The sequence below is a fragment of the Micromonospora sp. RTBAU3-60 genome, from assembly GCF_054963695.1.
This window is the reverse complement of the sequence record NZ_JBUEGB010000039.1, coordinates 14,546-36,452: the sequence shown is the minus strand read 5'-3', so window position 1 is coordinate 36,452 and position 21,907 is coordinate 14,546. Positions and strand designations below refer to the sequence as shown.

General features: G+C 71.8%; 18 protein-coding genes. 9 read left to right on the top strand and 9 right to left on the bottom strand.

The window, feature by feature from the left end; all coding sequences use genetic code 11:
* Window positions 1-681 carry a GntR family transcriptional regulator gene (locus ACY34I_RS27920; protein WP_462758005.1) on the bottom strand — a complete coding sequence of 227 codons (681 nt, stop codon included), beginning with the start codon at window positions 679-681 and terminating at the stop codon, window positions 1-3.
* A 159-nt stretch (window positions 682-840) separates the two neighbouring features.
* Between ACY34I_RS27920 and ACY34I_RS27915 the strand changes: the two genes are divergently transcribed.
* The gene (locus ACY34I_RS27915; protein ID WP_462758004.1) at window positions 841-1,467 is read left to right on the top strand and encodes a YoaK family protein; all 627 of its coding nucleotides are present in this window, start codon (window positions 841-843) and stop codon (window positions 1,465-1,467) included.
* A 34-nt stretch (window positions 1,468-1,501) separates the two neighbouring features.
* On the opposite strand, the gene ACY34I_RS27910 is transcribed toward ACY34I_RS27915, so the two are convergent.
* On the bottom strand, window positions 1,502-3,130 hold the full coding sequence (locus ACY34I_RS27910; RefSeq protein ID WP_462758003.1) for an acyl-CoA dehydrogenase family protein: 1,629 nt from the start codon (window positions 3,128-3,130) through the stop codon (window positions 1,502-1,504).
* Window positions 3,127-3,726 (bottom strand): TetR/AcrR family transcriptional regulator, encoded by a 600-nt coding sequence (locus tag ACY34I_RS27905; RefSeq protein ID WP_462758002.1) that lies wholly within the window; start codon window positions 3,724-3,726, stop codon window positions 3,127-3,129. The genes ACY34I_RS27910 and ACY34I_RS27905 overlap by 4 nt, the downstream gene beginning before the upstream one ends.
* Window positions 3,727-3,894: 168 nt before the next feature.
* On the opposite strand from ACY34I_RS27905, the gene ACY34I_RS27900 reads away from it, so the two are divergent.
* On the top strand, window positions 3,895-4,683 hold the full coding sequence (locus tag ACY34I_RS27900; protein ID WP_462758001.1) for a class I SAM-dependent methyltransferase: 789 nt from the start codon (window positions 3,895-3,897) through the stop codon (window positions 4,681-4,683).
* Between the two features lies 1 nt (window position 4,684).
* On the opposite strand, the gene ACY34I_RS27895 is transcribed toward ACY34I_RS27900, so the two are convergent.
* Genes ACY34I_RS27895 through ACY34I_RS27885 form a run of 3 tightly spaced genes read right to left on the bottom strand, consistent with a single transcriptional unit; the run spans window position 4,685 to window position 8,166 of the window.
* Window positions 4,685-6,118 carry an acyl-CoA synthetase gene (locus ACY34I_RS27895; RefSeq protein ID WP_462757999.1) on the bottom strand — a complete coding sequence of 478 codons (1,434 nt, stop codon included), beginning with the start codon at window positions 6,116-6,118 and terminating at the stop codon, window positions 4,685-4,687.
* A gap of 5 nt (window positions 6,119-6,123) precedes the next feature.
* Window positions 6,124-6,906: an enoyl-CoA hydratase/isomerase family protein gene (locus ACY34I_RS27890; protein ID WP_462757997.1), complete on the bottom strand. Its 783-nt coding sequence runs from the start codon at window positions 6,904-6,906 to the stop codon at window positions 6,124-6,126.
* A gap of 3 nt (window positions 6,907-6,909) precedes the next feature.
* Window positions 6,910-8,166, bottom strand: coding sequence for a CaiB/BaiF CoA transferase family protein (locus ACY34I_RS27885; protein ID WP_462757996.1), 1,257 nt, complete (start codon window positions 8,164-8,166; stop codon window positions 6,910-6,912).
* 122 nt (window positions 8,167-8,288) lie between these two features.
* On the opposite strand from ACY34I_RS27885, the gene ACY34I_RS27880 reads away from it, so the two are divergent.
* Together ACY34I_RS27880 and ACY34I_RS27875 are read left to right on the top strand one after the other, a co-directional pair.
* A complete protein-coding gene (locus ACY34I_RS27880) occupies window positions 8,289-9,077 on the top strand; it encodes a GntR family transcriptional regulator (RefSeq protein ID WP_462757995.1) in 789 nt (262 codons plus the stop codon).
* On the top strand, window positions 9,074-9,607 hold the full coding sequence (locus tag ACY34I_RS27875; RefSeq protein ID WP_462757994.1) for a gamma carbonic anhydrase family protein: 534 nt from the start codon (window positions 9,074-9,076) through the stop codon (window positions 9,605-9,607). The genes ACY34I_RS27880 and ACY34I_RS27875 overlap by 4 nt, the downstream gene beginning before the upstream one ends.
* An 11-nt stretch (window positions 9,608-9,618) precedes the next feature.
* Here the strand turns inward: ACY34I_RS27875 and ACY34I_RS27870 are convergent, their stop codons facing one another.
* Window positions 9,619-10,446, bottom strand: coding sequence for an IclR family transcriptional regulator (locus ACY34I_RS27870; protein WP_462757993.1), 828 nt, complete (start codon window positions 10,444-10,446; stop codon window positions 9,619-9,621).
* A gap of 267 nt (window positions 10,447-10,713) precedes the next feature.
* Between ACY34I_RS27870 and aceB the strand changes: the two genes are divergently transcribed.
* Window positions 10,714-12,315 (top strand): malate synthase A, encoded by a 1,602-nt coding sequence (gene aceB / locus ACY34I_RS27865; protein ID WP_462757992.1) that lies wholly within the window; start codon window positions 10,714-10,716, stop codon window positions 12,313-12,315.
* 67 nt (window positions 12,316-12,382) lie between these two features.
* Here aceB and ACY34I_RS27860 read toward each other — a convergent pair whose 3' ends face one another.
* Window positions 12,383-15,313, bottom strand: coding sequence for an FAD-binding and (Fe-S)-binding domain-containing protein (locus ACY34I_RS27860; RefSeq protein WP_462757991.1), 2,931 nt, complete (start codon window positions 15,311-15,313; stop codon window positions 12,383-12,385).
* 51 nt (window positions 15,314-15,364) lie between these two features.
* Window positions 15,365-16,528 carry a pyridoxal-phosphate-dependent aminotransferase family protein gene (locus ACY34I_RS27855; RefSeq protein ID WP_462757990.1) on the bottom strand — a complete coding sequence of 388 codons (1,164 nt, stop codon included), beginning with the start codon at window positions 16,526-16,528 and terminating at the stop codon, window positions 15,365-15,367.
* A gap of 337 nt (window positions 16,529-16,865) precedes the next feature.
* Between ACY34I_RS27855 and ACY34I_RS27850 the strand changes: the two genes are divergently transcribed.
* From ACY34I_RS27850 to ACY34I_RS27835, 4 genes are all read left to right on the top strand, one after another.
* Complete coding sequence (locus tag ACY34I_RS27850) at window positions 16,866-18,386, top strand: SLC13 family permease (protein ID WP_462757989.1); 1,521 nt, start codon at window positions 16,866-16,868, stop codon at window positions 18,384-18,386.
* A gap of 127 nt (window positions 18,387-18,513) precedes the next feature.
* Window positions 18,514-19,266: a 2-keto-4-pentenoate hydratase gene (locus tag ACY34I_RS27845; RefSeq protein WP_462757988.1), complete on the top strand. Its 753-nt coding sequence runs from the start codon at window positions 18,514-18,516 to the stop codon at window positions 19,264-19,266.
* Window positions 19,267-19,482: 216 nt separating this feature from the next.
* Window positions 19,483-21,048, top strand: coding sequence for an AMP-binding protein (locus tag ACY34I_RS27840; RefSeq protein WP_462757987.1), 1,566 nt, complete (start codon window positions 19,483-19,485; stop codon window positions 21,046-21,048).
* Entirely contained in the window at window positions 21,048-21,902 is an 855-nt protein-coding gene (locus ACY34I_RS27835; protein ID WP_462757985.1) for a class I SAM-dependent methyltransferase, read from the top strand. Before ACY34I_RS27840 ends, ACY34I_RS27835 begins: the two co-directional genes overlap by 1 nt.
* The last annotated feature ends 5 nt before the right edge of the window (window positions 21,903-21,907 follow it).

Below are 21,907 nucleotides of genomic sequence, written 5' to 3'. Positions count from 1 at the left end.
CTAGCGGGCTCCATAGCCGGCCTCGGCGTTCTCGTGTGCCGCCGCGGAGGCGGCATCGAGGTGGGCCAGCGCGGCTTGCTCGGCCCGGTCACCGTCACCCGACTCGATGGCGTCGACCAGCTGGATGTGCTCGGCCCACGAGTGTGGTGCCCGTTCCGCGGCTCCAAGCCGGAAGACCCACTGCACATGGAGGTACAGCGCCTTGGCGATCGACGACAGCCAGGGGTTGCCGCTGATCTCGAGGATCCGCAGGTGGAGGGAGCTGTTCAGCTCGGCGACCCGGGCCAGGTCCTGCTGCTCGGTCGCCTCGTGGCCCTGGTCCAGCAGTGCCCGCAGGGCGGCCACGTCCGCCGCCGTCGCCCTTTCGGCCGCCAGCCGGGCAGCCAGCGCCTCCAGGCGTTGGCGGACGGCGAACATGTCGGCGATGGTCGCGCTGCTCGGGGAAGCGACCACCGCCCCCCGGCGGGGCAGGATCACGACGAAACCCTCCGCCTCCGCGACCCGCAGCGCCTCCCGAACCGGGTTACGAGAGACGGCGAAGTCCTCGGCCAGCCGATCCTCGGTCAGCCGCTCGCCGGGAAGGTAGTCGCCGTTGATGATCGCGGTCCGCAGTGCGGCGAGGACCTGGTCGCGTAGCGGCAGGTGTTGAGTGCCGAGCTTGCCTCGCAGGTCTCCAGCCAACCTGACCGCCTCTCCATGAACCGTCCAACGAAGCGTATACGAAGAACAATTTGCAGAGGATAGCCGACAGTGCTGAGAACAGTGCCATCCGTCATCCGCCTTCGCGCCGCGGCGAAGGGCAACGAGAATCTCCTGCGGCGACGGCACGCCCTCGTTGTCGTGCTCACCTTCCTGACCGGCAGCGCCGACGCCGTCGGCTTCCTCTCCCTCGGCGGAGCCTTCTCCAGCGTCATGACGGGCAACATGGTTCTGCTCGGGCTCTCGGCGGGCAGAGGCGACGCCGGCCTTGCCCTTACCTCAGGCTGCGCCATCGTCAGTTTCATCACCGGCGTTCTCGCGGGCGCCCGCCTCGCCGGATCGGCGCAGCCGACCGACCCGGTCTGGCCACGCCGGGTCACCCGGGCGCTCGTCCTGGAACTCCTGGTGTTCGTCGTGTTTCTCGTCGTCTGGGTGGTCACCCTGCCCAGCCGCTCCGAGCATGTCGATCTTGGACTGCTGATGCTGTCGGCAGCGGCGCTGGGCGTACAGAGCAGCGCCATTCAGCGCTTCGGCGTACCAGGCCTGTCCTCCACGTACCTGACCGGCACTCTCACGAGCCTGATCGCCGGGGTCGCTGCCCGCAGCCCGTGGCACAGCCTGCGACCCAAGGTCCACGTCCTGCTGGCCCTGATCACCGGCGCCGCTGTCGGTGCCCTGCTGGCCATGCACCTGCCGGCATGGTCGCCGGTGCTGTTGATCGTGCCACTCGTGTTCGTCATCGGCGTGTCCGCGCGCATGGCGGAATAGGGCGGGTGACCGGCCGTCGGCTCGGCGCTGTCGGTCAGCCCACCTTGGGTACGGCGCGGGCGATGATCGCGGCGAAGTCGACGCCGGCCGGCAGGGTGCCGTACGCCTGACCGTGGTCGCCGCCGAGCCGGGACGCGCAGAAGGCGTCGGCGACCGCGGGGTGGCCGTGCCGCACCAGCAGCGAACCCTGCAGCACCAGGGCGAGCCGCTCGACGACGCGCCGGGCCCGCAGTTCGAGGTCGTCGAGGTCGGACAGGTCGGCCCGCACCTGGCGGACCGCGGCGTCGAGCCGCGGGTCGGCGCCGACGGCATCGCCCACCTCGGCCTGGAACGCCTCCACGACCTGGGGTTCCTTGGCGAGTGCGCGCAGGACGTCCAACGCGGCGACGTTGCCGGAGCCCTCCCAGATCGAGTTCAGTGGCGACTCGCGGAACAGCCGCGGCATGCCCGACTCCTCGACGTAGCCGTTGCCGCCCAGGCATTCGAGGGCCTCGGCGGCGTGTGCCGGCCAGCGCTTGCAGACCCAGTACTTGCCGACCGCGAGGGCGAGGCGCTTGAACGCCGTCTCGCTGGCGTCACCGCGGGCGGACCGGTCGGTGGCTCCGGCGAGGCGCATCATGAGGACCGTGGCGGCCTCGGACTCGACCGCGAGGTCCGCGAGCACGTTGCGCATCAGCGGCTGGTCGACGAGGTACCGGCCGAAGACCTGCCGGTGGGTGACGTGGTGGGCGGCGGTGATGACGCCCTGGCGCATGCCGGCCGCCGCGCCGATCACACAGTCGAGTCGGGTCACGTTGACCATGTCGATGATGGTGTGCACACCGCGTCCCTCGTCGCCGACGCGCCAGGCGACCGCGTGTTCGTACTCGACCTCCGCCGACGCGTTGGACTGGTTGCCGAGCTTGTCCTTCAGCCGCATCAGCCGCATCGGGTTGCGGGTGCCGTCGGGTAGGACGCGCGGGACCAGGAAGCAGGTCAACCCGCCCGGCGCCTGGGCGAGGGTGAGGAAGAGGTCGCACATCGGCGCCGAGGTGAACCACTTGTGCCCGACGAGCCGGTAGGTGCCGTCCGGCTCGGGCCGGGCGGTGGTGGTGTTGGCGCGCACGTCCGAGCCACCCTGCTTCTCCGTCATCGACATGCCCGCCAGCAGCCCCTGCTTCGTCAGCGGCGCACGCAGCCCGAAGTCGTACGTCGTGGCGGCGAGCAGCGGCTCGTACTGCGCCGCCAGCTCCGGGTTGTGCCGCAACGCCGGCACCGCCGCGTAGGTCATCGAGATCGGGCAGCCGTGGCCGGCGTCGGGACGCCACGTGTAGAACCGGGCGGCCCGGGCCACGTGTGCGCCCGGTCGGTCGTCCGACCACGGCGCGGCGTGCAGGCCGTGCGTCACCGCGGTGCGCATCAGCTCGTGCCAGGCCGGGTGGAACTCCACCTCGTCGATCCGATGACCGTAGCGGTCGTGGGTGCGCAGGATGGGCGCGTGCTCGTTGGCCAGCCGCCCGTACTCGATGGCCTGCTCGCTGCCGCCCAACCGGCCGAGCTCGTGCAGCCCGGCGGCGGCCCAGCCGGCGCCCTCCCGCTCGAGCCCGTCGAGCAGTGCCGGGTCGTCCGCCGCGTCGTAACCGGCCAGCGGGGGAACCTGGTTGAACACCTCGTGCGTCGTCACGGCGATACTCCCAGCGCGCGATGGATGAAGGCGATCAGGGCGGGGATGGTGTCCGGGCCGGCGACCCCGGCGGCCAGCGGACCGACCATGGCCTCGGCCAGGGCGCCGACCAGCGCGGTCGCGGTCAGGTCGGGATTCTGCGGGGGCAGCTCACCGCTCGCCACCCCGTCCGCGACGTGGCCGGCGATCAGTTCGGCGTACGCGCGGCGGAAGACCAGCCGCTCGGCGTCCACGGCCGGGTCGACCGGCTCGGCGAGCAGGGCGTACGCCAACCGCGGGGCCTGCAGCGCCCGCCCGGCGAACGTCTCGACGACGGCGGCCAGCTGCTCGGCGGCCGTGGTCTCCAGCGCCACGGCCCGCGCGACCGCGTCGACCTCGCGCTGCGAGGCCGTCCGGAACACCTCGGCGAACAGGTCGGCCTTGGTCGGGAAGTGGCGGTAGACGCTGCCGGTCGCCAGGCCGGCCCGCTCGGCGACGGCGGCGACCGAGCAGCCGGCATACCCGTCCTCGGCCATGATGCCCAGCGCCGCGGCAATGATCCGCTGCCGGGAGGCGTTCAGCCGAGCCTTCACCCGCTCCGTGCTCCGGTAGGCCACGCAAGGATTGAACCACCATTCAATCCTTGACGGCAAGGTGCACGTCACGCGCGCGGCACCTCGACCGCTGCTTCCGCCTTCCGCGCGAGCAGAGGGTGGATCGGGCCGCTGAACACCCGTACCGTTGATGTCTCCGGTTTGGTCCCGGCTGACAAGGAAGCGTCTGCGATGCGGTCGACCGAGAACGACGTGGCCCGCCATGGCCTGATCCGGCGGGAGTTCGCCCGGCAGGCTCGCACCTTTGAGGACCCGCGGCTCAACGCCGCCTTCACCCGGCATCTCCGGCGCCTCGTCGACTTCGCGCAGCCAGGCCCCCAGGACGTCTGCCTGGACGTCGCCTGTGGCACCGGGCTGGTGGCCCGCGCGCTCGCGGTGCGCACCCGGCACGTGACCGCGCTCGACACCACTCCCGAGATGCTGGCCACCGGCAAGGCGCAGGCCGACGGCGAAGGCGTGTCCAACGTGGTGTTCCAGTGCGGCGACGCGGCCCGGTTGCCCTTCCTCGACGGCTCGTTCTCGCTGGTGATCTCCCGGTTCTCGCTGCACCATGTGGCCGAGCCGGAGCAGGTCGCGGCCGAGATGGTCCGGGTGTGCCGCACCGGCGGGCGGGTCGTGGTCGCCGACATGGTGGTCAGGCCGGAGCTGCCCGGCGACCCGGATCGGATGGAGCGGCTGCGGGACCCGTCGCACGGCACGATGCTCGCTGTGGAGGCGATCGTCGGGCTGCTCACCTCGGCCGGGGCCGTACTGGAGACGGCCGACGTCTTCGACGTGCAGCGTCCGCTTCGCCCCTGGCTCGAACAGGCCCGTACGCCTGGCGACGCCGCCCGTCAGATCGAGGAGGAGCTGGGCCGGGAGTTGGCCGGCGACGCCCCGTCCGGCCTGCGCCCGCTGATGGTGGACGGCGAGCTCTGCTTCACCCAGACGTGGGCCCACATCTCCGTGGTGGCGCGGTAGCTCACCCGCCGGCGAGCAGCTTCTTCTGCACCTTGCCCATCGCGTTGCGGGGCAACTGGTCGACCAGGTGGATCTGCCGGGGGCGTTTGTGTGCGGAGATCCGGCCGGCCACGAACTCGATGAGCTGCGCCTCGGTCGCCGCGTCGGCGACCACGTAGGCCACGACCTGCTGCCCGAGGTCGGGGTGCGGCGCGCCGATCACCGCGGCTTCGCGCACCGCGGGGTGGGCGAGCAGGGCGTTCTCCACCTCGCCGGCGCCGATCCGGTAGCCGCCGCTTTTGATCATGTCGATGGAGGCGCGGCCGATGATCCGGTGCCACCCGTCGGCGCCGATGGTGGCGATGTCCCCGGTGCGGAACCAGCCGTCGGAGGTGAACGACTCCCGGTTGGCCTCCGGCCGGTTGAGGTATCCGCTGAACGTCATCGGCCCGCGGATCTGGAGCTCGCCGGGGGACTCGCCGTCGGGCGCGATCGGGCTGCCGTCCTCGCCGACCAGCCTGCTCTCCACTCCGGCGAGTGGGGTGCCGACGAACCCGGGGCGGCGCTCGCCGTCCGCGCGGCCGCTGACGGTGATCAGCGTTTCGGTCATCCCGTAGCGCTCCACGGGCGGCTGACCGGTGAGCTCGGCGAGTTGCGCGAAGACGGGCAGGGGCAGCGGTGCGCTGCCGGAGACCAGCAGCCGGGCCGAGGACAGCGCGCGGGCGGCGGAGGGATCGGCGCAGACCCGCGACCACACGGTCGGCACGCCGAAGTACAGGCTGCCGCCGGCGGCGGCGTACGCGTCCGGCTTGGGGCGGCCGGTGTGGGCCAGCCGGGACCCGAGCCGCAGCGCGCCCAGCACGCCCAGCACGAGGCCGTGCACGTGGAACAGGGGGAGGCCGTGCACCAGCAGGTCGTCGGGTGTCCACGACCAGGCGTCGGCGAGGGCGTCCAGGTCGGCGGCGATCGCCTGTCGGGGGATCAGCGCTCCCTTCGGTGCTCCCGTCGTGCCGGAGGTGTAGAGGATCAGCGCGGTGCGCTCCGGCGCCGGTTCGGCATAGCTGGTGGACGAGCGGGCCCTCAGGTCGACCGCGGCGACGGGGACCGGCACATCGGCCAGTGCCGGGCTGTCCGCAGCGGTGGGCGGGACGAGCAGCAGCGAGGCGGCGGAGTCGCGCAGCACGTGGTCCCGCTCGGCGGGACCGGAGTCCGGCGGCACCGGTACGACCGGGACCCCGGCGAGCAGGCCGGCGACCACGGCGACCACGGTTTCCATGCTGGCCGTCGCCCAGACCGCCACCGCGTCGCTACCGGCGACGCGATCGGCGAGAGCCGTCGCGGCGGACAGCAGTTCCTCCCGGGACGCCCGCTGGTCGGCGACCCGGATCGCGTCGGCGTCGTCACCGAACGCCCCGGACAGGGCCGGCAGCAGCAGGTCTCCGCTTCCTCGTCGCATCGTGGTCACCGTCCGGTCCAGGTCATCGGCTGCTTGCTGGTGAAGGCGTGGACGGCGGCGCGAAAGTCGTCGCTGCCGTACACCCGGGCGACGATGTCGTCACCGTCGGCGGTGCCCCGGCGCAGCCGTCGGATCGCCTCCTTCGTCGCCCACATCGTCAGCGGGGCATGCCGGGCGAGGCGGTCGACGGTCCGGGTGACCGCCTCGTCGAGGTCCTCGGTGGACTCGGCCACGAAGCCCGCCGCGTGCGCCTCCCGCCCGGAGTAGAACGTCGCGTTGAGCAGCAGATCCAGCGTCCGGGCCGGCCCGAGGTGGTGCAGCAGCAGCGCGTAGGTGGGCATCGACAGGCAGTTTCCCAGGGTCCGGGAGATGGGTACGCCGAACCGGGCGTCCGGAGCCGCCAGCCGCAGGTCGCACACGGCGGCGATGGCCAGGCCCGCGCCGACGCACCAGCCGCGGACGGCCGCGACCGTGGGCACGTTGACGCCCTCCAGCCGGTCCAGCACCCGGGTGATCTTCTTCTCGTACTCGACCCCGTCGTCCCCGCCGGTGAAGTCGGCGAACTGCCTGATGTCGGTGCCGGCGACAAAGGCCTCCTCGCCGGCCCCGCGCAGGACGAGCACCCGCACGTCGTCGTCCGCGTCGGCGCGCTCACACGCCTGGTACAGGCCGTCGTACATCGCCCACGTCATCGCGTTGCGCTGCGCCGGGCGGTTGAAGGTCACGGTGAGGGCGGGGCCCTGCCGTTGCACGAGCAGCTCGGAGTGGGATCCGGGCGACGAGGACACGGGCTACCTCCTGGGCGTCGTGGTCGCGGCGGGGCTGGCGGGCGTGCCGTCGAGGTCCTCGGTCCGGGCGGCGCCGGAGGCGACGAGGCGGTCGATCTCCGCGGCGCTGTACCCGACGGCGAGCAGCACCTCCTGGGTGTCGGCGCCGAGGACGGGTCCCGCGCCGGCGCGCTGCACCGGGGTCTCCGACAGTCGCATCGGCGAGCCGAGTTGCCGTACCGGGCCCAGGGTCGGGTGCGGGGCGTCCCAGAAGAAGTCGCGGGCGGTGAGGTGTTCGTCGGTGAACACCTCGCCGTAGTCCGCGATCGGCGCGCACGGCACCCCGGCGGTGTTGAGCCGTTCGACGATCTCCGCCGTGCTCAGCGTGCTCGTCACCGTCTCGATGGTATCGATCAACTCCGCGCGGTTCCGCAGCCGGGAGAACGCGTCGGCGTAGCGCGGCTCGTCGAGCAGTCGGGTCAGCCCGAGGGCCTCGCAGAACGCCCGCCAGTTGCGCGGGGTGGTGGCCCCGATCGTCACGTACCCGTCGCTGCTGTGCACCGCCTGGTACGGGGCGTTGCTCTGGTGGGCGGAGCCCAGTGGAGCGCCCACCTCGCCGGTGGCGAAGTACTTCCCGGCCTCCCAGACGGCGAAGGACGTGCCGGCTTCGAACAGCGATACGTCGATGTACTGCCCCGCGCCGGAGCGGTCCCGCTCGCGCAGCGCGGCGGTGACCGCGAGCGCCAGGTAGAGGCCGCAGACCAGGTCGCAGATCGGCACCCCCACCTTCGCCGGTGGACCGCTGGGATGGCCGGTGATGCTCATCAGGCCGCTGCGCGCCTGCGCCATGATGTCCAACCCCGGCAGGTCCGCCAGCGGTCCGTCCTGTCCCCAGCCGGAGGCGGAGGCGTATACCAGGCGTGGGTTGATCTCCCGCAGGTCCGCGTAGCCGAGACCGAGCCGGCGCATGGCGCCGGGGCGGAGGTTCTCCACCAGGACGTCGGCCCGCTCGACCAGCCGGAGGAACGCCGGACGCGCCTGCGGCGACTTGAGGTCGAGGGCGACCGAGCGCTTGTGGCGGTTGATGCGGACGAAGGGCGAGCTCTCGGTCCCGAGGAACGGACCGGTCTGGCGTACCGGGTCCCCGCCGGCCGGGTGCTCGACCTTGACGACCTCCGCGCCGAGGTCGGCGAGTTGCATGGCGGCGAACGGCGCGGCCATGAACGAGCCGAGTTCCAGCACGGTCACTCCGGTGAGGGGCGGCATGCGTTGGTCGGTCATCGATCCACCTCCGTCGGCGCCGGTAGCTGCTCACGCGGAAGCAGCAGGTGTTCGGATGCGAAAGCTACCGGTAGAGTGCCCTGTTGTCTACAGAAGACAAGCGTTGGCGACGAGGAGTTCGGATGGCGGAGAGGACGACCGCGACGACGCCGGACGGGACGGCCCGCCGGATCACGCCTCCGCCGAGCCTGTCGCTGCTCGCCGCCGAGGCGGTGCGGAAGATGATCCTCACCGGCGAGTTGCAGCCCGGTGACCGCGTGGTGGAGAACCAGCTCACCCACCAGCTGGGGGTGTCCCGCCCGCCGTTGCGTGAAGCGCTGCGTGTGCTGGAGCAGGAGGGCCTGCTCGTGCAACAACCCCGGCGCGGCGTGATCGTCGTGCCGATCACCCTGCACGACGTGTACGAGATCTTCACCCTTCGCGACCAGCTCGAACGGATGGCCGTCGAGCTCGGGGTGCCCGTGCGAGCGCCGGAGCGCATCGAGCGCTGCCGGTCGGCACTACGTGACCTGGAGGAAGCCGCTACGGCCGGCGACGCGGCGACCGTCACGGATCGTGCGTTCGACTTCCACCTGGCCGTGGTGGGGCTGGCCGGGCACCGCAGGCTCGAGGACTCCTACCGCTCCCTGTCCCTGCAGATGCGGCTGTGCATGGGCATGAACCAACGGGCCAGGGTGGCCGGTGAGGGGCTGTGGGGAATCGTCGAACGGCACCGCGCGATCCTGGAGACCGTCGAGCGCGGGAACCCGCAGGAGGTCCTCGACCTGCTCGCCGACCACGGGCAGCACACCTTCGTCCGCGAACTCGGCCACTCGCTCGGCGGTCGCTCCGCGGAGGCCGAGGCCTGGCTGGCCCGCCTCGGCCGAGCCCACACCGACGCGGCCGCAGGACGGGAGGCACCCCGACCGTGAGCAGCCAACCGCTGGTCGTCGACTTCGGCGACCGCACACCGGACATTCACCCCACGGCATGGGCGGCGCCGGGCGCCACGATCGTCGGCTCCGTGCGGCTGGCCTCCGGGGCCAGCGTCTGGTACGGCTGCGTGCTGCGCGCCGACACCGAGGAGATCAGCATCGGCGCCGGCAGCAACATCCAGGACGGGTGCGTCGTGCACGCCGATCCAGGCTTTCCGGCGATCGTGGGCGCCGGGGTCTCCGTCGGGCACCGCGCCGTGCTGCACGGCTGCACGATCGAGGACGACGTGCTGATCGGCATGGGTGCCGTCGTCCTCAACGGCGCCCGGATCGGCGCCGGCTCGCTGGTGGCCGCCGGTGCGGTGGTGCTGGAGGGCACGGTGGTCCCGCCCGGGTCGCTCGTCGCGGGTCTGCCCGCGCGGGTGCGCCGCGACCTCTCGGCCGAGGAACGCGCGGGCATCGTGCGCAATGCCACGGGGTACGCCGAACGGGCCCGCGCGCACGCCGCGGCGACATCCCGGCGCTGACGACCGGGTGGTCAACCGGCGACGCGGTCCGCTTCCGCGGCGCGGGGCACGCTGAGTTCGACGGCCAGGTCCTCGGCGGCCTGCCGGAGCAGGGGCACGGCCCGCTCGACCACGTCGGGCGTCATCCGTGGTGCCGGCCCGGAGACCGAGACGGCGAGCCGGTTCGAGGTGCCGAGCACCGGTACGGCGACACACCGTACGCCGATCTCCTGCTCACCGTCGTCCATGGCGTAGCCCTGGCTCCGTACCCGGTCGATCTCCTCGGCGAACCGGCGCGGGTCGGTGATGGTGTGCTCGGTCTGCGCCGGCATGCCGGTGCGCTGCAGGACCGCGTGCACGTCGCCCGGCGGCAGGTGGGCGAGCAGCGCCTTCCCCACAGCCGTGCAGTGCAGGAAGGCGCGTCGTCCGACCTCGGTGAACATCCGCATCGACTGCCGGGACTGGACCTGCGCCACGTACACGACCCGGTCACCGTCGAGCATCGCGAGGTTCGCGCTCTCCCCGAGGGCGTCGACGAGCCGGGACAGGTACGGCCGCGACCAGGTGCCGAGCAGGTGGCTCGCGCTGTCCCCGAGCCGGATCAGCCGCGGGCCCAGGGAGTACTGCCGGGACGGCTCCTGCCGGACGTAGCCGAGGTCGACCAGGGTGCGGATCAGCCGGTGGATGGTGGGTAGCGCGAGCCCGGACTCCTGGGCGAGCCGGGACAGCCCGATCACGCCGCCAGCGTCCGCCATGATCTCGAGCAGCTCGAAGGCCCGCTCCAGCGACTGGACCCCACCGGGCACCCGGCCTTTCGGCTGCGTGCCGTCGGCAGCCACGCCCAGATTCGACTCGGTCACTCGGCTCCTCCTTCTCCCCGGATCCGCGGGGACGGGTGGCGGTCACGTCCGCGCTATTTCCGCATCGCAGAAGTTTAGCCCCCGCCGCGTCAGGCCTCGCCGCGCTTGACTTCCGTAAAGCGGAAATTAGTATCCACTATGGTGAAGGAATGATGAGGGCGGATCGACCTGCGCGGGCCGGCCTACGCGTCACCGCCCCGCGTCCGCTCTTGCCGGGATGACGATGCCGGCCGCACGGGCCGGGGGAGACAGAGGAAGGTGATCCGGATGCCCGAGATCGAGGTGACCGGCGGCCCCGTGCCGCGCGGCGAGGAGATTCTCACCCCCGAGGCCCTGGCCTTCGTCGCCGAACTGCAGGAGCGGTTCGGTGTCCGTCGTGACGAGTTGCTCGACCTGCGCCGCCGGCGCCGGGCGGAGGTGGCCCGCAGCCACCGGTTCGACTTCCTGCCGGAGACGCGGGAGGTCCGCGAGGCGGCGTGGTCGGTCGCCCCGGCCCCCGACGACCTGCGGGACCGCCGGGTGGAGATCACCGGTCCCACAGAGCGCAAGATGAGCATCAATGCCCTGAACTCCGGCGCCCGCGTCTGGCTGGCCGACCTTGAGGACGCGAACACTCCGCACTGGGGCAACGTCGTGGGCGGGCAGGCCAACCTCCACGACGCGGTGCGCCGGACCATCGCCTTCACCGCCGCGGACGGTCGGGAGTACGCGCTGCGCCAGGACGCCCGCCTCGCGACGATCGTGGTGCGCCCGCGCGGCTGGCACTTCGACGAGCCCCACCTGCTGGTGGACGGCCGACCGGTCGTGGGCGCCCTGGTCGACTTCGGCCTGTACTTCTTCCACAACGCCGCGGAACTCCTGCGCCGGGGCAGCGGGCCGTACTTCTATCTGCCGAAGATGGAGAGCCATCTCGAGGCGCGGCTGTGGAACGAGGTGTTCACCTTCGCCCAGCAGCGGCTCGGCATCGCCCACGGCACGATCCGCGCGACCGTGCTGATCGAGACGATGCCGGCGGCGTTCGAGATGGAGGAGATCCTCTACGAGCTGCGCGAGCACGCGTCGGGCCTCAACGCCGGCCGGTGGGACTACCTGTTCAGCATCATCAAGTACTTCCGTGACTCCGGCGCCGACTTCGTGCTGCCGGACCGCAACTCGGTGACCATGACGGCCCCCTTCATGCGCGCCTACACCGAACTGCTGGTGCGCACCTGCCACAAGCGTGGCGCCTTCGCCATCGGTGGGATGGCGGCGTTCATCCCCAGCCGGCGCGATCCGCAGGTCAACCAGGTGGCGCTGGCGAAGGTCCGCGAGGACAAGGAGCGGGAGGCCGGGGACGGCTTCGACGGTTCGTGGGTGGCACACCCCGACCTGGTGCCCGTCTGCCAGGAGGTGTTCGACCGCGTGCTCGGCGACCGACCGAACCAGCTCGACCGGCTGCGTGCGGAGGTCGTCGTCACCCCGGACCAGCTGCTCGACGTGCGGAGCACGCCCGGCGCCGTCACCGAAGCCGGGTTGCGCAACAACATCAGCGTCGCGCTGCAGTACCTCGCCTCGTGGCTGGCCGGCAACGGCGCGGTGGCCATCAACAACCTGATGGAGGACGCGGCGACCGCCGAGATCGCCCGCTCGCAGATCTGGCAGTGGGTGCACAACGACGTCACGCTCGACACCGGTACCACGGTCACCCGCGGCCTCGTCGAGCGCATCCTGGACGAGGAGCTGGCCACGATCCGCGAGGGTCTGGGCAAGGAGCAGTTCGACGAGGAGCGGTTCGCCCAGGCCCGGCGGCTGGTGCTCGAGGTCGCCCTCGCCGACGACTACGCCGACTTCCTGACCCTCCCCGCCTACCAGGTCTCCGCCGAGAAGTGAGCCCGGGCCGAACCCCGGTGGGCTGCCACGGCGGCCCACCGGGGCCGGCCCGCGCGACGGTGGGTGGTCACCGCGGGGACAACGACCGGCGGACCAGCTCGAGCGGATGCCAGGCGACCTGCTGCGTGCCGTGCCGGATCTGCTGGCGGCAGGACACGCCCGTGGCGGCCATCACGGTGTCGGGTGACTCGGCGTTGATGGCCGGGAAGAGCCGGTCGCCGCCCACCGCCATCGACAGGTCGTAGTGTTCGGACTCGAACCCGAACGACCCCGCCATCCCGCAGCACCCGGCGTCCAGCTCGACCACCTCGACGCCCGGGATGCGGCGCAGCAACGCCACGGTGGCCGCCGTCCCGACCTCGGCCTTCTGGTGGCAGTGGCCGTGGTAGAGGATGCGCCGACCGGACAACTCCGACTCGCCGAGCCGCAGCCGGCCGGCGTCGATGGCCTCGACCAGCAGTTCCTCGATCTGGCGCACCCGGCCGGAGACGTCCCGCACGGCAGGGTCGTCGGGGAGCAGTTGCCGGTGTTCGTCACGCAGGGTCAGGATGCACGAGGGTTCGCACCCGACGATCGGAGATCCGGGCTCCGACGAGCGGACCAGCCTCCTGGCCAGCGATCCCGCCTTGTGTCGGGCATCGTCGAGCAGGCCCTTGGAGAAACTGGCCCGACCACAACAACCGCCGCTCTCCAGCCGGACCGCCCAGCCGGCGGCCTCCAGCAGTTCGACCGCCGCCCGGCCGATGCCCGGCTCGGTGAAAGTCGTGAAGGAGTCGGCCAGCAGGGTCACCTGACCCTGCGGCGCCATCGAGTGGGCGGGACGGGCGTGGCGGCGGAACCAGCGGACGAGGTTGCGCCGCTGGAACGTGGGCAGCGGACGGTTCGGGGTGATGCCGACCGCGCGCTCCAGGAGCAGGCGCAGCGGCCGGGCGCGGCCGGGCAGGTTGGACAGCGGAGCCGCCGCCGAGCCGAGGCGGTTGAGCAGGCGGATGGCGCCGAAGAGCCGCGACCGCAGCGGCACGCCGTGCGCGTCGTGATGGTGCGCGAGGGCCTCGGCCTTGAGCGAGGCCATGTCCACCCCGAGCGGGCACTCCCTCTTGCACGCCTTGCACATCAGGCACAGGTCGAGGATCTCGTGCAGCCGCTCGTCACCGAGCGCCGCTGCGGGGTCCGGCTCGGAGAGCGCCTTGACCAGCGCGTTGGCCCGCCCCCGGGTGGCGTGCTCCTCCTGCCGCGTGGCCATGTACGACGGGCACATGGCCCCGGTCGCGCTCTTGCGGCACAGCCCGATGTTCATGCAGCGGTCCGCCGCCCCGCGCATACCCCCGACGACGTCGAAGGCCAATCGGGTCCGGATCGGCGGCGCCGGGGGCAGCGCGGCGTCCCGCAGGTTCTCGGTCATCGACGGCGCGTCGACGATCTTGCCTGGGTTCATGAGGTTCTCCGGGTCGAAGATGCGCTTGACGGTGCGCATCGCCTCGTACAGCTCGTCGCCGAAGATCTCCCGGTTGAACTCGCTGCGGACCAGGCCGTCGCCGTGCTCGCTGGAGTTGACCCCGCCGTACTCCCGGACCAGATCCTTGATCTCCTCCGCGACGGCCCGCATCGCGGCGACCTGCTCCGGCTCGCTGACGTCCACGAAGGGCCGGATGTGCAGGCAACCGACCGAGCAGTGCCCGTAGAAGCCGGCCTGGAGACCGTGCCGGTCGAGGACCTGCCGGAAGCGGCGGGTGTAGTCGGCGAGGTGTTTCGGGTCGACCGCGGTGTCCTCGACGAACGCGAGCGGACGCCGGGTCCCGCTGCCCGCGGCCATCAGCAGGCCGAGACTGGACTTGCGTACCTTGAGCAGCGGCGCCTGCTGCTGGGGCGTCTCGGCGCGCAGCGTGTGGTAGCCGTGGCCGTGCCGGCGCCACAGCGCGGCCAGCCGGTCGAGCTGACCGACGAGTTGCCGTTCGTCGTCCCCGCTGAACGAGACGAAGAGCAGCGCCTCCGGATCGCCTTCAAGGGTCCGCCCGAGGTCGGCGTACTCGATCTTCTGCCGGGACAGGTCGAGGATGGTGCGGTCCATCATCTCGACTGCCGCCGGGTCGCAGGCCAGCGCGTCCTCGGTCGCCTCGATGGCGCCGAGGACCGACGTGAAGTGACCGACCGCGATCACCGTTCGGCGCGGCTTGGGGACGAGGTCCACGAGGGCCTCGGTGGCGATCACGAGGGTTCCCTCCGACCCGACGACGAACGGGGCGAGGTTGAACGACGGGTCGCCGGCGAGCCGGTCCAGGCGGTAGCCGCAGGCGCGCCGCCAGTACGCCGGGAAGTCCGTCGAGATGGCGGCCGAGTACGTCTGCAGCAGGGGCGGCAGCTGCCGGTAGAGGTCGCCCTCGCGGGTCTGCAGGTCGGCGCGGCGGGTCCGTTCCGCCGGGTCCAGCGGCGCGAAGTGGGCCCGGGAGGCGTCGGAGAGCACGACGTCGAGCTCCCGGATGTGGTCGACCGTCATGCCGTAGCGGACGGACCCGCTGCCGGCGGAGTTGTTGCCGAGCATCCCACCGATGGTGGCGCGGTTGCTGGTGGACGTGTCCGGCCCGAACATCAGGCCGTGCGGGGCGGCCGCCCGGTTGAGCTGGTCCTGCACGACCCCGGGTTGCACCCGCGCGGTCCGGGCATCGGGGTCGATGTCGATGATGCGGTGCATGTGCCGGGACAGGTCGAGCACCAGGCCGGGTCCGATCGTCTGTCCGGCGAGGCTCGTGCCGCCGCCGCGCGGCACCACCGGTACGCCGTACCGGCCGGCCAGTGACACGGCCGCCGCGACGTCGTCGGCGTGCCGGGGGAACACCACGCCGATCGGTTCGATCGCGTACATGCTCGCGTCGCGGGAGAACAGGTGCCGGGTGTACGGGTCGAAGCCGGTCTCGCCGTCGAGGGCGTGCGCAAGGTCCCGCGCCAGGTCCCGGCCGAGTTCCTCGACGTCCCGGCCGATGCGATTGTCACTGACGGTCAAGGCTGCTGACCTCCTCTGCGGGCCGGGCGCGAACAAGATCCGGGAGGCGGCTCAGGGATGTTGCAGGCGGTCGAGGGCGGCGTTGATCCCGCTGGTGTCGATCGGTACCCCGGCGGCGACGAGGCCCATCTGGACGCCGGCGAGGGTGCCCGCGAGCATCAGATCGTTGAAGTCACCGAGATGGCCGATCCGGAAGATCCGCCCGGCGAGCTTGCCGAGTCCGGCACCGAGCGACATGTTGTACCGGTCCAGGATGAGCGCGCGAATCTTGTCGGCGTCGTGCCCGTCGGGGACGAGGACGGCGGTCAGCGAGCCCGAGTGCTCGCGCTCGTCCGCGCACAGCACCTCCAGCCCCCACCCGCGCACCGCCAGCCGGGTCGCCTCGGCGTGCCGCTGGTGGCGGGCGTACACGTTGGCCAGGCCCTCCTCCTCGAGCATGCGCAGCGCCTCCCGCAGCCCGTAGAGCAGGTTGGTGGCCGGCGTGTAAGGGAAGAAGCCCCGCGTGTTGGCCTCGATGATCGGCTGCCAGTCCCAGAACGACCGGTGCAACCGCGCGGTCTTCGACGCTTCCAGCGCCTTCTGGCTGACCGCGTTGAAGCTGAGCCCGGGCGGCAGCATCAGGCCCTTCTGGGAGCCGGCCACCGTGACGTCGACGCCCCACGCGTCGTGCCGGTACTCGATGGAGCCCAGGGACGAGATGGTGTCCACGAGCAGCAGTGCCGGGTGGCCGGTGGAGTCGATCGCCTGTCGTACCTCGGCCACCCGGCTGGTCACGCCGGTCGAGGTCTCGTTGTGTACGACCAGGACGGCCTTGATCCGGTGGGCGGCGTCGGCGCGCAGCTTGTCGGCCACGGTCTCCGGGTCGACGCCGTGCCGCCAGTCGCCGGGCACGAAGTCGACTTCCAAGCCCAGTTTGCGCGCCATGTCCTGCCACAACGTCGCGAAGTGGCCGGTCTCGAAGCACACCACCCGGTCGCCGGGGCTGAGAGTGTTGACCAGGGCGGCCTCCCAGGCGCCGGTGCCCGACGCCGGATAGACCACGACGGGCTGCGTGGTGCCGAAGACCGGCTTGACGGCCTCGAGCACCTCCCGCGCGAGCTCGGCGAACGCGGGGCCGCGGTGGTCGATGGTGGACGCGGCCATGGCGCGCAGCACCCGCTCCGGCGTGTTGGTGGGGCCCGGGATCTGGAGGAAGTGACGGCCGGTGGGGGTCATACCGAGGCTGCCTCTCAGTTCAGAAAAGTCCGCCATGCGGAAATCAGCTACCGCATGACGGAGACCGTACCAACGAACAGGTGGGAGAGCGCAAGCATCGGAAGCCCGGGTGCCGCCCGTCCGCCCGAGCTCCGCGGTCTGTCCCGATTGGACGTCTCGCGTTCCGGGCCGACAGAACCTTGACCGTCGATGTGATATGGCACATACTCCCGGAAACGAAATTTGGTTTTCGCATCGTGGAAACAAGCCCGTGTTACCTCACCCTGCCCGGTGGGTGCCGCCCCCAGCCCCACCCCAGTGGTCGGCGTCGAGATGCACCCCCAACCGGGAGGTTCCCATGTCGGTAGAACTCGTCTCGATCCTCGTCCTAGCCGTCATCTTCCTGATAGCCACGGTTCGACCGGTGAATCTCGGCGCGCTCGCGATCGTCGCCGCGTTCATCGTCGGCATCACCGTCCTCGACGGAGCAGACCTCGGCGACAAGACGGATGCGATCTTCGCCGGCTTCCCCGGCGACCTGTTCGTCATCCTCGTCGGCGTCACGTACCTGTTCGCCATCGCGAAGGCCAACGGCACAGTGGACTGGCTCGTCCAGACCGCGGTTCGACTCGTCGGCGGCCGAGTCGGCCTGATCCCATGGATCATGTTTCTGGTGACCGCCTGCCTCACCGCCATCGGCGCGGTGGTCCCGGCATCCGTGGCGATCATCGCCCCGATCGGCCTGGGCTTCGCCCGGCGGTACCGGATCAACCCGCTGATGATGGGCCTGCTGATCATCAACGGCGCCAGCGCCGGCGGCTTCTCACCGATCAGCATCTTCGGCAGCATCACCAACGGTGTGGTGGAGAAGGCGGGGCTGCCGGGCAACCCGACGCTGCTCTTCCTGGCCTCCTTCTTCGTCAACCTCGCCATCAGTCTCGTCGCCTTCTTCATGTGGGGCGGCCGGGAACTGCTCACCCGCCGGGCCGTCGACACCGGCCTCGGCACGTTCGACGAGGCCGAGCTGGCCACTGACGCCCGCGCCGTTACGACCCGGGACCGGCGTCCGGAGCCGGCCTCCGACCCCGACAACGAGGCGGCCTCGGACTCCGGCATCAGCCTGGCCAACGAAGGAGCCGCCGCCGCCCGACCGGCCGGCGGTGCCGTCGCGGTCAGCGAGGGGACGGCCGGCGGGCCCGTGCCCGCCCAGGCGGCCAGGTCCGGTGGAGGGGCCACCACCACCGCGCCGCCGGCGACCGAGGCCGAGGCGCCGCTGCGCCTGGACCGCGACCGCATCATGACGCTGGTCGGGCTGTTGGGCCTCGCTGTCGCCGCGCTCTTCTTCGACCTCAACGTCGGCCTGGTCGCCGTCACCGTGGCCGCGATCCTCACCCTGCTCTCGCCGGAGTCGGCCCGCAACGCCGTCAACCACGTCGCCTGGCCCACCGTGCTGCTCGTCTGCGGCATCGTCATGTACGTCGGCGTCATGCAGGAGATCGGCACGATCAAGTGGCTCGGTGAGGAGGTCGCCGGCATCGGCGCCCCGCTGATGGCCGCGCTCGTCATCTGCTTCATCGGCGGCGCGGTCTCGGCGTTCGCCTCGACCACCGGCATCCTCGGCGCCCTGATTCCGCTCGCCGTCCCGTTCCTGACCGGCAGCAACTCCGTCGGAGCAGTCGGACTGATCACCGCGCTGGCACTCTCGTCGTCCATCGTCGACTCGAGCCCGTACTCCACGAGCGGCGCGCTCACCGTGGCCAACGCTACCGAGGAGCAGCGGGACTACGTGTACAAGGGCCTCATGCGCTGGGGCTTCAGCATGGTGGTGATCATCCCGATCGTCACCTGGCTCATCTTCGTCGTGCCCGGCTGGCTCTGACCCACACCCGAACGCCGCGGCACACCGAAGGCCGGCCTGACAGGGCAGCAGGGAGGGACGGGCGGCTCCCTCCCTGCCGCCGTTGACGGCCCGGACATCCGATGCACCGACCCGAAAAGGACGCGACGTGTACGACGAGCAACTGGTGAGGGCGTTCGTCGACGCCCGACTCGACGGGGTTGCCGGCCCCGGCGCGAACGCCGCCGCCTACGACCGCCACGACGCGCTGGGCCTGCAACTGGCCGTCCTCGACCGGCTGGTGGCGGCAGGCGATCGATCGTCCGGCTGGAAGGTGGGCCTCACCTCCGGGCCCCGCCGGGATGTGATGGGGAAGGGGTTTCGCCCGTTCGGCTATCTCCTCGAAAGCCGTACGCTCGGCTCCGGGGACACGCTGGGGCACGACCGGATCAGGTCGGGCTACCTGGAGCCGGAGCTGTGCCTCGTGCTGGGCGCGCCGTTGCGCGGCGACATCGATCCGGCAGCCGCGAGGTCCGCCGTGCGGGCGGTCGCGCCGGCGTTCGAACTGAACGAACGTCGGCTGAGTGCGCACGCGGACGACCCGACCACCATCGCCGACGGCCTGGGCAACTGGGGGATCGTCGTGGGCCCGGAGACGCCCGTGCCGTCCACCCTCAGCGGGACCACGGTCGACCTGTGGCAGGACGACAGGAAGGTCGCGACCCGAACCCCCGGTGCGTCGATGGACGACCCGTTCCTGTCGCTGTCGCGCCTCTGCGCGCTGCTGCACCGGTACGGCCGCGGACTCGACGCCGGCCAGCGGGTGATCACGGGATCGTTCTGCAACGAAAGCGTGCAAGGTCCGGGGACCTGGCGTGCCGTCTTCTCCACTGTAGGAGATGTGACAGTGCGGTTCACGTGACTGCCGATCGCTGACATGACCAAGCCGTGCGCCCGCCGCACGTGCGAGGACTTCGTCACCGGTGAGCGGCAGGCCGGACGAATCTGCCCAGCGGTCGGCGCACCGCCGCCGACCAGCCTCCCGCGGCCATACATTTGCATGATTGACCCTGTCAGCCCCGGTTGACGATGCTCATCCCGAGCCGGGCGGGTGCCGGTGGACTGGGGGAGAGCTGTCATGCGGGGCCCGCGCTGGGTGGCGGACGTCATCGACTCGTACGCCGGTGACGACCGTCCCGCGCACATCTATCGACGAGACGACGCCACGTCGGTGACGCTGACCCGCGGCCAGCTGCGCGACGCGGTGAGCCGCCGCGCGGGCGCCCTCGCCGCTCACCGCGTGCGGGCCGGCGACCGGGTGGGCGTGTTCGCCGGCGATCCCGAGGCGTTCCTGCCGGTGTTCCTCGCATCGCTGTGGCTGGGCGCGGTGGCGGTGCCGCTGCCGCCGCCACCGCCGGTCGGCCGCCGCGACGCTTGGCGCACCACCGTGAAGGAGGCGCTCGCGCTGGTCCGCCCGCGCCTGGTGTGCGGCCCGCCGGAAACCGTCGACGCGATCGGAGCCGGGACGGTCGCCGTTGCCGTCACGGCGATGGCGGACGGACCCGTCCACCCCGCCCCGGTGCGGCTGCCGCCGGAAAGGCCCGCGTACGCCCAGTTCACCAGCGGCAGCACCGGACAGTCCCGCGCGGTGCTGGTCACCCGCGGCTCCCTCGCCGCCAACAGCGCCGCGATCAGGGCCGGCATCAGCCTCGACCCGGACCGCGACGTGGGGGTGTGCTGGCTGCCGCTGCACCACGACATGGGCCTCGTGGGTTTCGGCTGCGCCGCGCTGACCGCCGGCGTCCCGGTGGTGTACCTGCCGACCGTCTCGTTCCTGCGCGACCCGGGGCTGTGGATGCGTACGGTGTCGGCGTACCGGGCGACGGTCACGTTCGGTCCGAGCTTCGCCTTCGGGCTGGCGGCCCGGCGCGCCCGCCCCGACGACGTCGCCGCGCTGGACCTGTCCGCCCTGCGCGTCCTGGGCTGCGGGGCCGAGCCGATCAACACGCCGACACTGGAGCGCTTCGTCGCCGCGTACGCCTCGGCAGGTCTGGACCGGACGGCGCTGACGCCCTGCTACGGGCTGGCCGAGGCGACGCTCGCGGTGAGCTTCGCGGCCGGTCTGCGGGCGGACGCCACCGGCACCGTCGACTGCGGCCGTCCGGTGCCCGGTCACGAGGTGGCCGTGGTCGACGCGGCCGGGGCACCGCGCCCGGCCGGGCAGGTGGGCGAGATCTGGGTACGCGGGCCCTCGGTCGCCGCCGGCTACCTCGACCAACCGGCACCCGACACCTTCCGTCCCGACGGCTGGCTGCGCACCGGCGACCTCGGCTACCTCGACGACGGTGGCGGCCTCTATGTGACCGGCCGGGCGAAGGACCTCCTGGTGGTGCGCGGGGCCAACACCGATCCGCAGCGAGTGGAGTGGGCGGCCGCGACCGTGCCGGGGGTCCGCGAGGGTGGCGCGGTGGCGTTCACGCGGCCGGGAGAGGAGACCGAGGAGGTGGTGGTCGTGGTCGAGTGCGCGCCGAACGCCGCCGGCGGCGTGCCCGACGCGGTGCGGGCGGCGGTGGCCGAGGGGCTCGGGCTGTCCGTCGCCGACGTGGTCCGGGTGCGCCCCGGGGCGGTGCCGAAGACGACCTCAGGCAAGCCTCGCCGGCAGGAGACCCGGCGGCGCTACCTCGCCGGGGAGTTGGTGCGCTGATGTCCGACCGGGCGCAGGTGGCCGTGAGCTACGACGTCGACAACGAGTTCTTCCGGCTCTGGCTGGACGAGCGGATGAACTACACGTGTGCCGTCTTCGACGACACCGACGACCTCGAGGCCGCCCAGGTCGCCAAGCTCAAGCTGCTGCACCGGTACGGCCGGGTCACGCCCGACTCGCGGGTGCTGGACATCGGCTGCGGCTGGGGCGCCAACCTCGAATACCTGGCCGTCGATCGGGGCGTACGCGACGTCCACGGCATCACCTTGTCGGAGGCCCAGTACGCCGAGATCCGCCGCCGTGACCTGCCCGGCGTCACCCCGTCCTGCGTGGACTACCGCGACTACACGCCGCCGGTGCGCTTCGACACGATCATGTCCATCTGCATGATCGAGCACGTTTGCACCCCAGAGCAGGCCCGCGCGGGGGAGTCGGTCGCCCGCTACCGGGACTACTTCCGGCGGGCTTGGGAATGGAGCCGTCCGGGCGCCCACCTCGCGCTGCAGTCGATCCTGCGCAACCGCGCGCCGCGCATCCCCGCCGACATCCGCGAGGTCGGCTGGGTCACGTACCAGATCTTCCCCGGCGGCATGACCCCGCGCATGGAGGACATCGTGGCCGCGGTCAACCCGTACTGGGAGATCGTGGAGGTGCGCACCCGGCGGGAGGACTACCGGCGCACCTGTGCGCACTGGCGCGACCGGCTGCGCACCCACGAGCAGCAGATCCGCGACCGCTGGGGCGGGCAAATCTTCGCCGACTACGACCGCTACCTGACTGCGTGCATCCGCGCCTTCGAGATGCACTACCAGTCACTCGCGCAGTGGTCGCTGCGCCGCATCGACGAGATCTAGGAGTA

Excerpts from the sequence above, each read along its gene's own strand:
- ACY34I_RS27840 (WP_462757987.1), top strand. The coding sequence starts at position 19,483 with ATGCGGGGCCCGCGCTGGGTGGCGGACGTCATCGACTCGTACGCCGGT.
- ACY34I_RS27895 (WP_462757999.1), bottom strand. The coding sequence starts at position 6,118 with ATGCGACGAGGAAGCGGAGACCTGCTGCTGCCGGCCCTGTCCGGGGCG.
- aceB (WP_462757992.1), top strand. The coding sequence starts at position 10,714 with ATGCCCGAGATCGAGGTGACCGGCGGCCCCGTGCCGCGCGGCGAGGAG.
- ACY34I_RS27850 (WP_462757989.1), top strand. The coding sequence starts at position 16,866 with ATGTCGGTAGAACTCGTCTCGATCCTCGTCCTAGCCGTCATCTTCCTG.
- ACY34I_RS27885 (WP_462757996.1), bottom strand. The coding sequence starts at position 8,166 with ATGACCGACCAACGCATGCCGCCCCTCACCGGAGTGACCGTGCTGGAA.
- ACY34I_RS27900 (WP_462758001.1), top strand. The coding sequence starts at position 3,895 with ATGCGGTCGACCGAGAACGACGTGGCCCGCCATGGCCTGATCCGGCGG.
- ACY34I_RS27880 (WP_462757995.1), top strand. The coding sequence starts at position 8,289 with ATGGCGGAGAGGACGACCGCGACGACGCCGGACGGGACGGCCCGCCGG.
- ACY34I_RS27835 (WP_462757985.1), top strand. The coding sequence starts at position 21,048 with ATGTCCGACCGGGCGCAGGTGGCCGTGAGCTACGACGTCGACAACGAG.
- ACY34I_RS27855 (WP_462757990.1), bottom strand. The coding sequence starts at position 16,528 with ATGACCCCCACCGGCCGTCACTTCCTCCAGATCCCGGGCCCCACCAAC.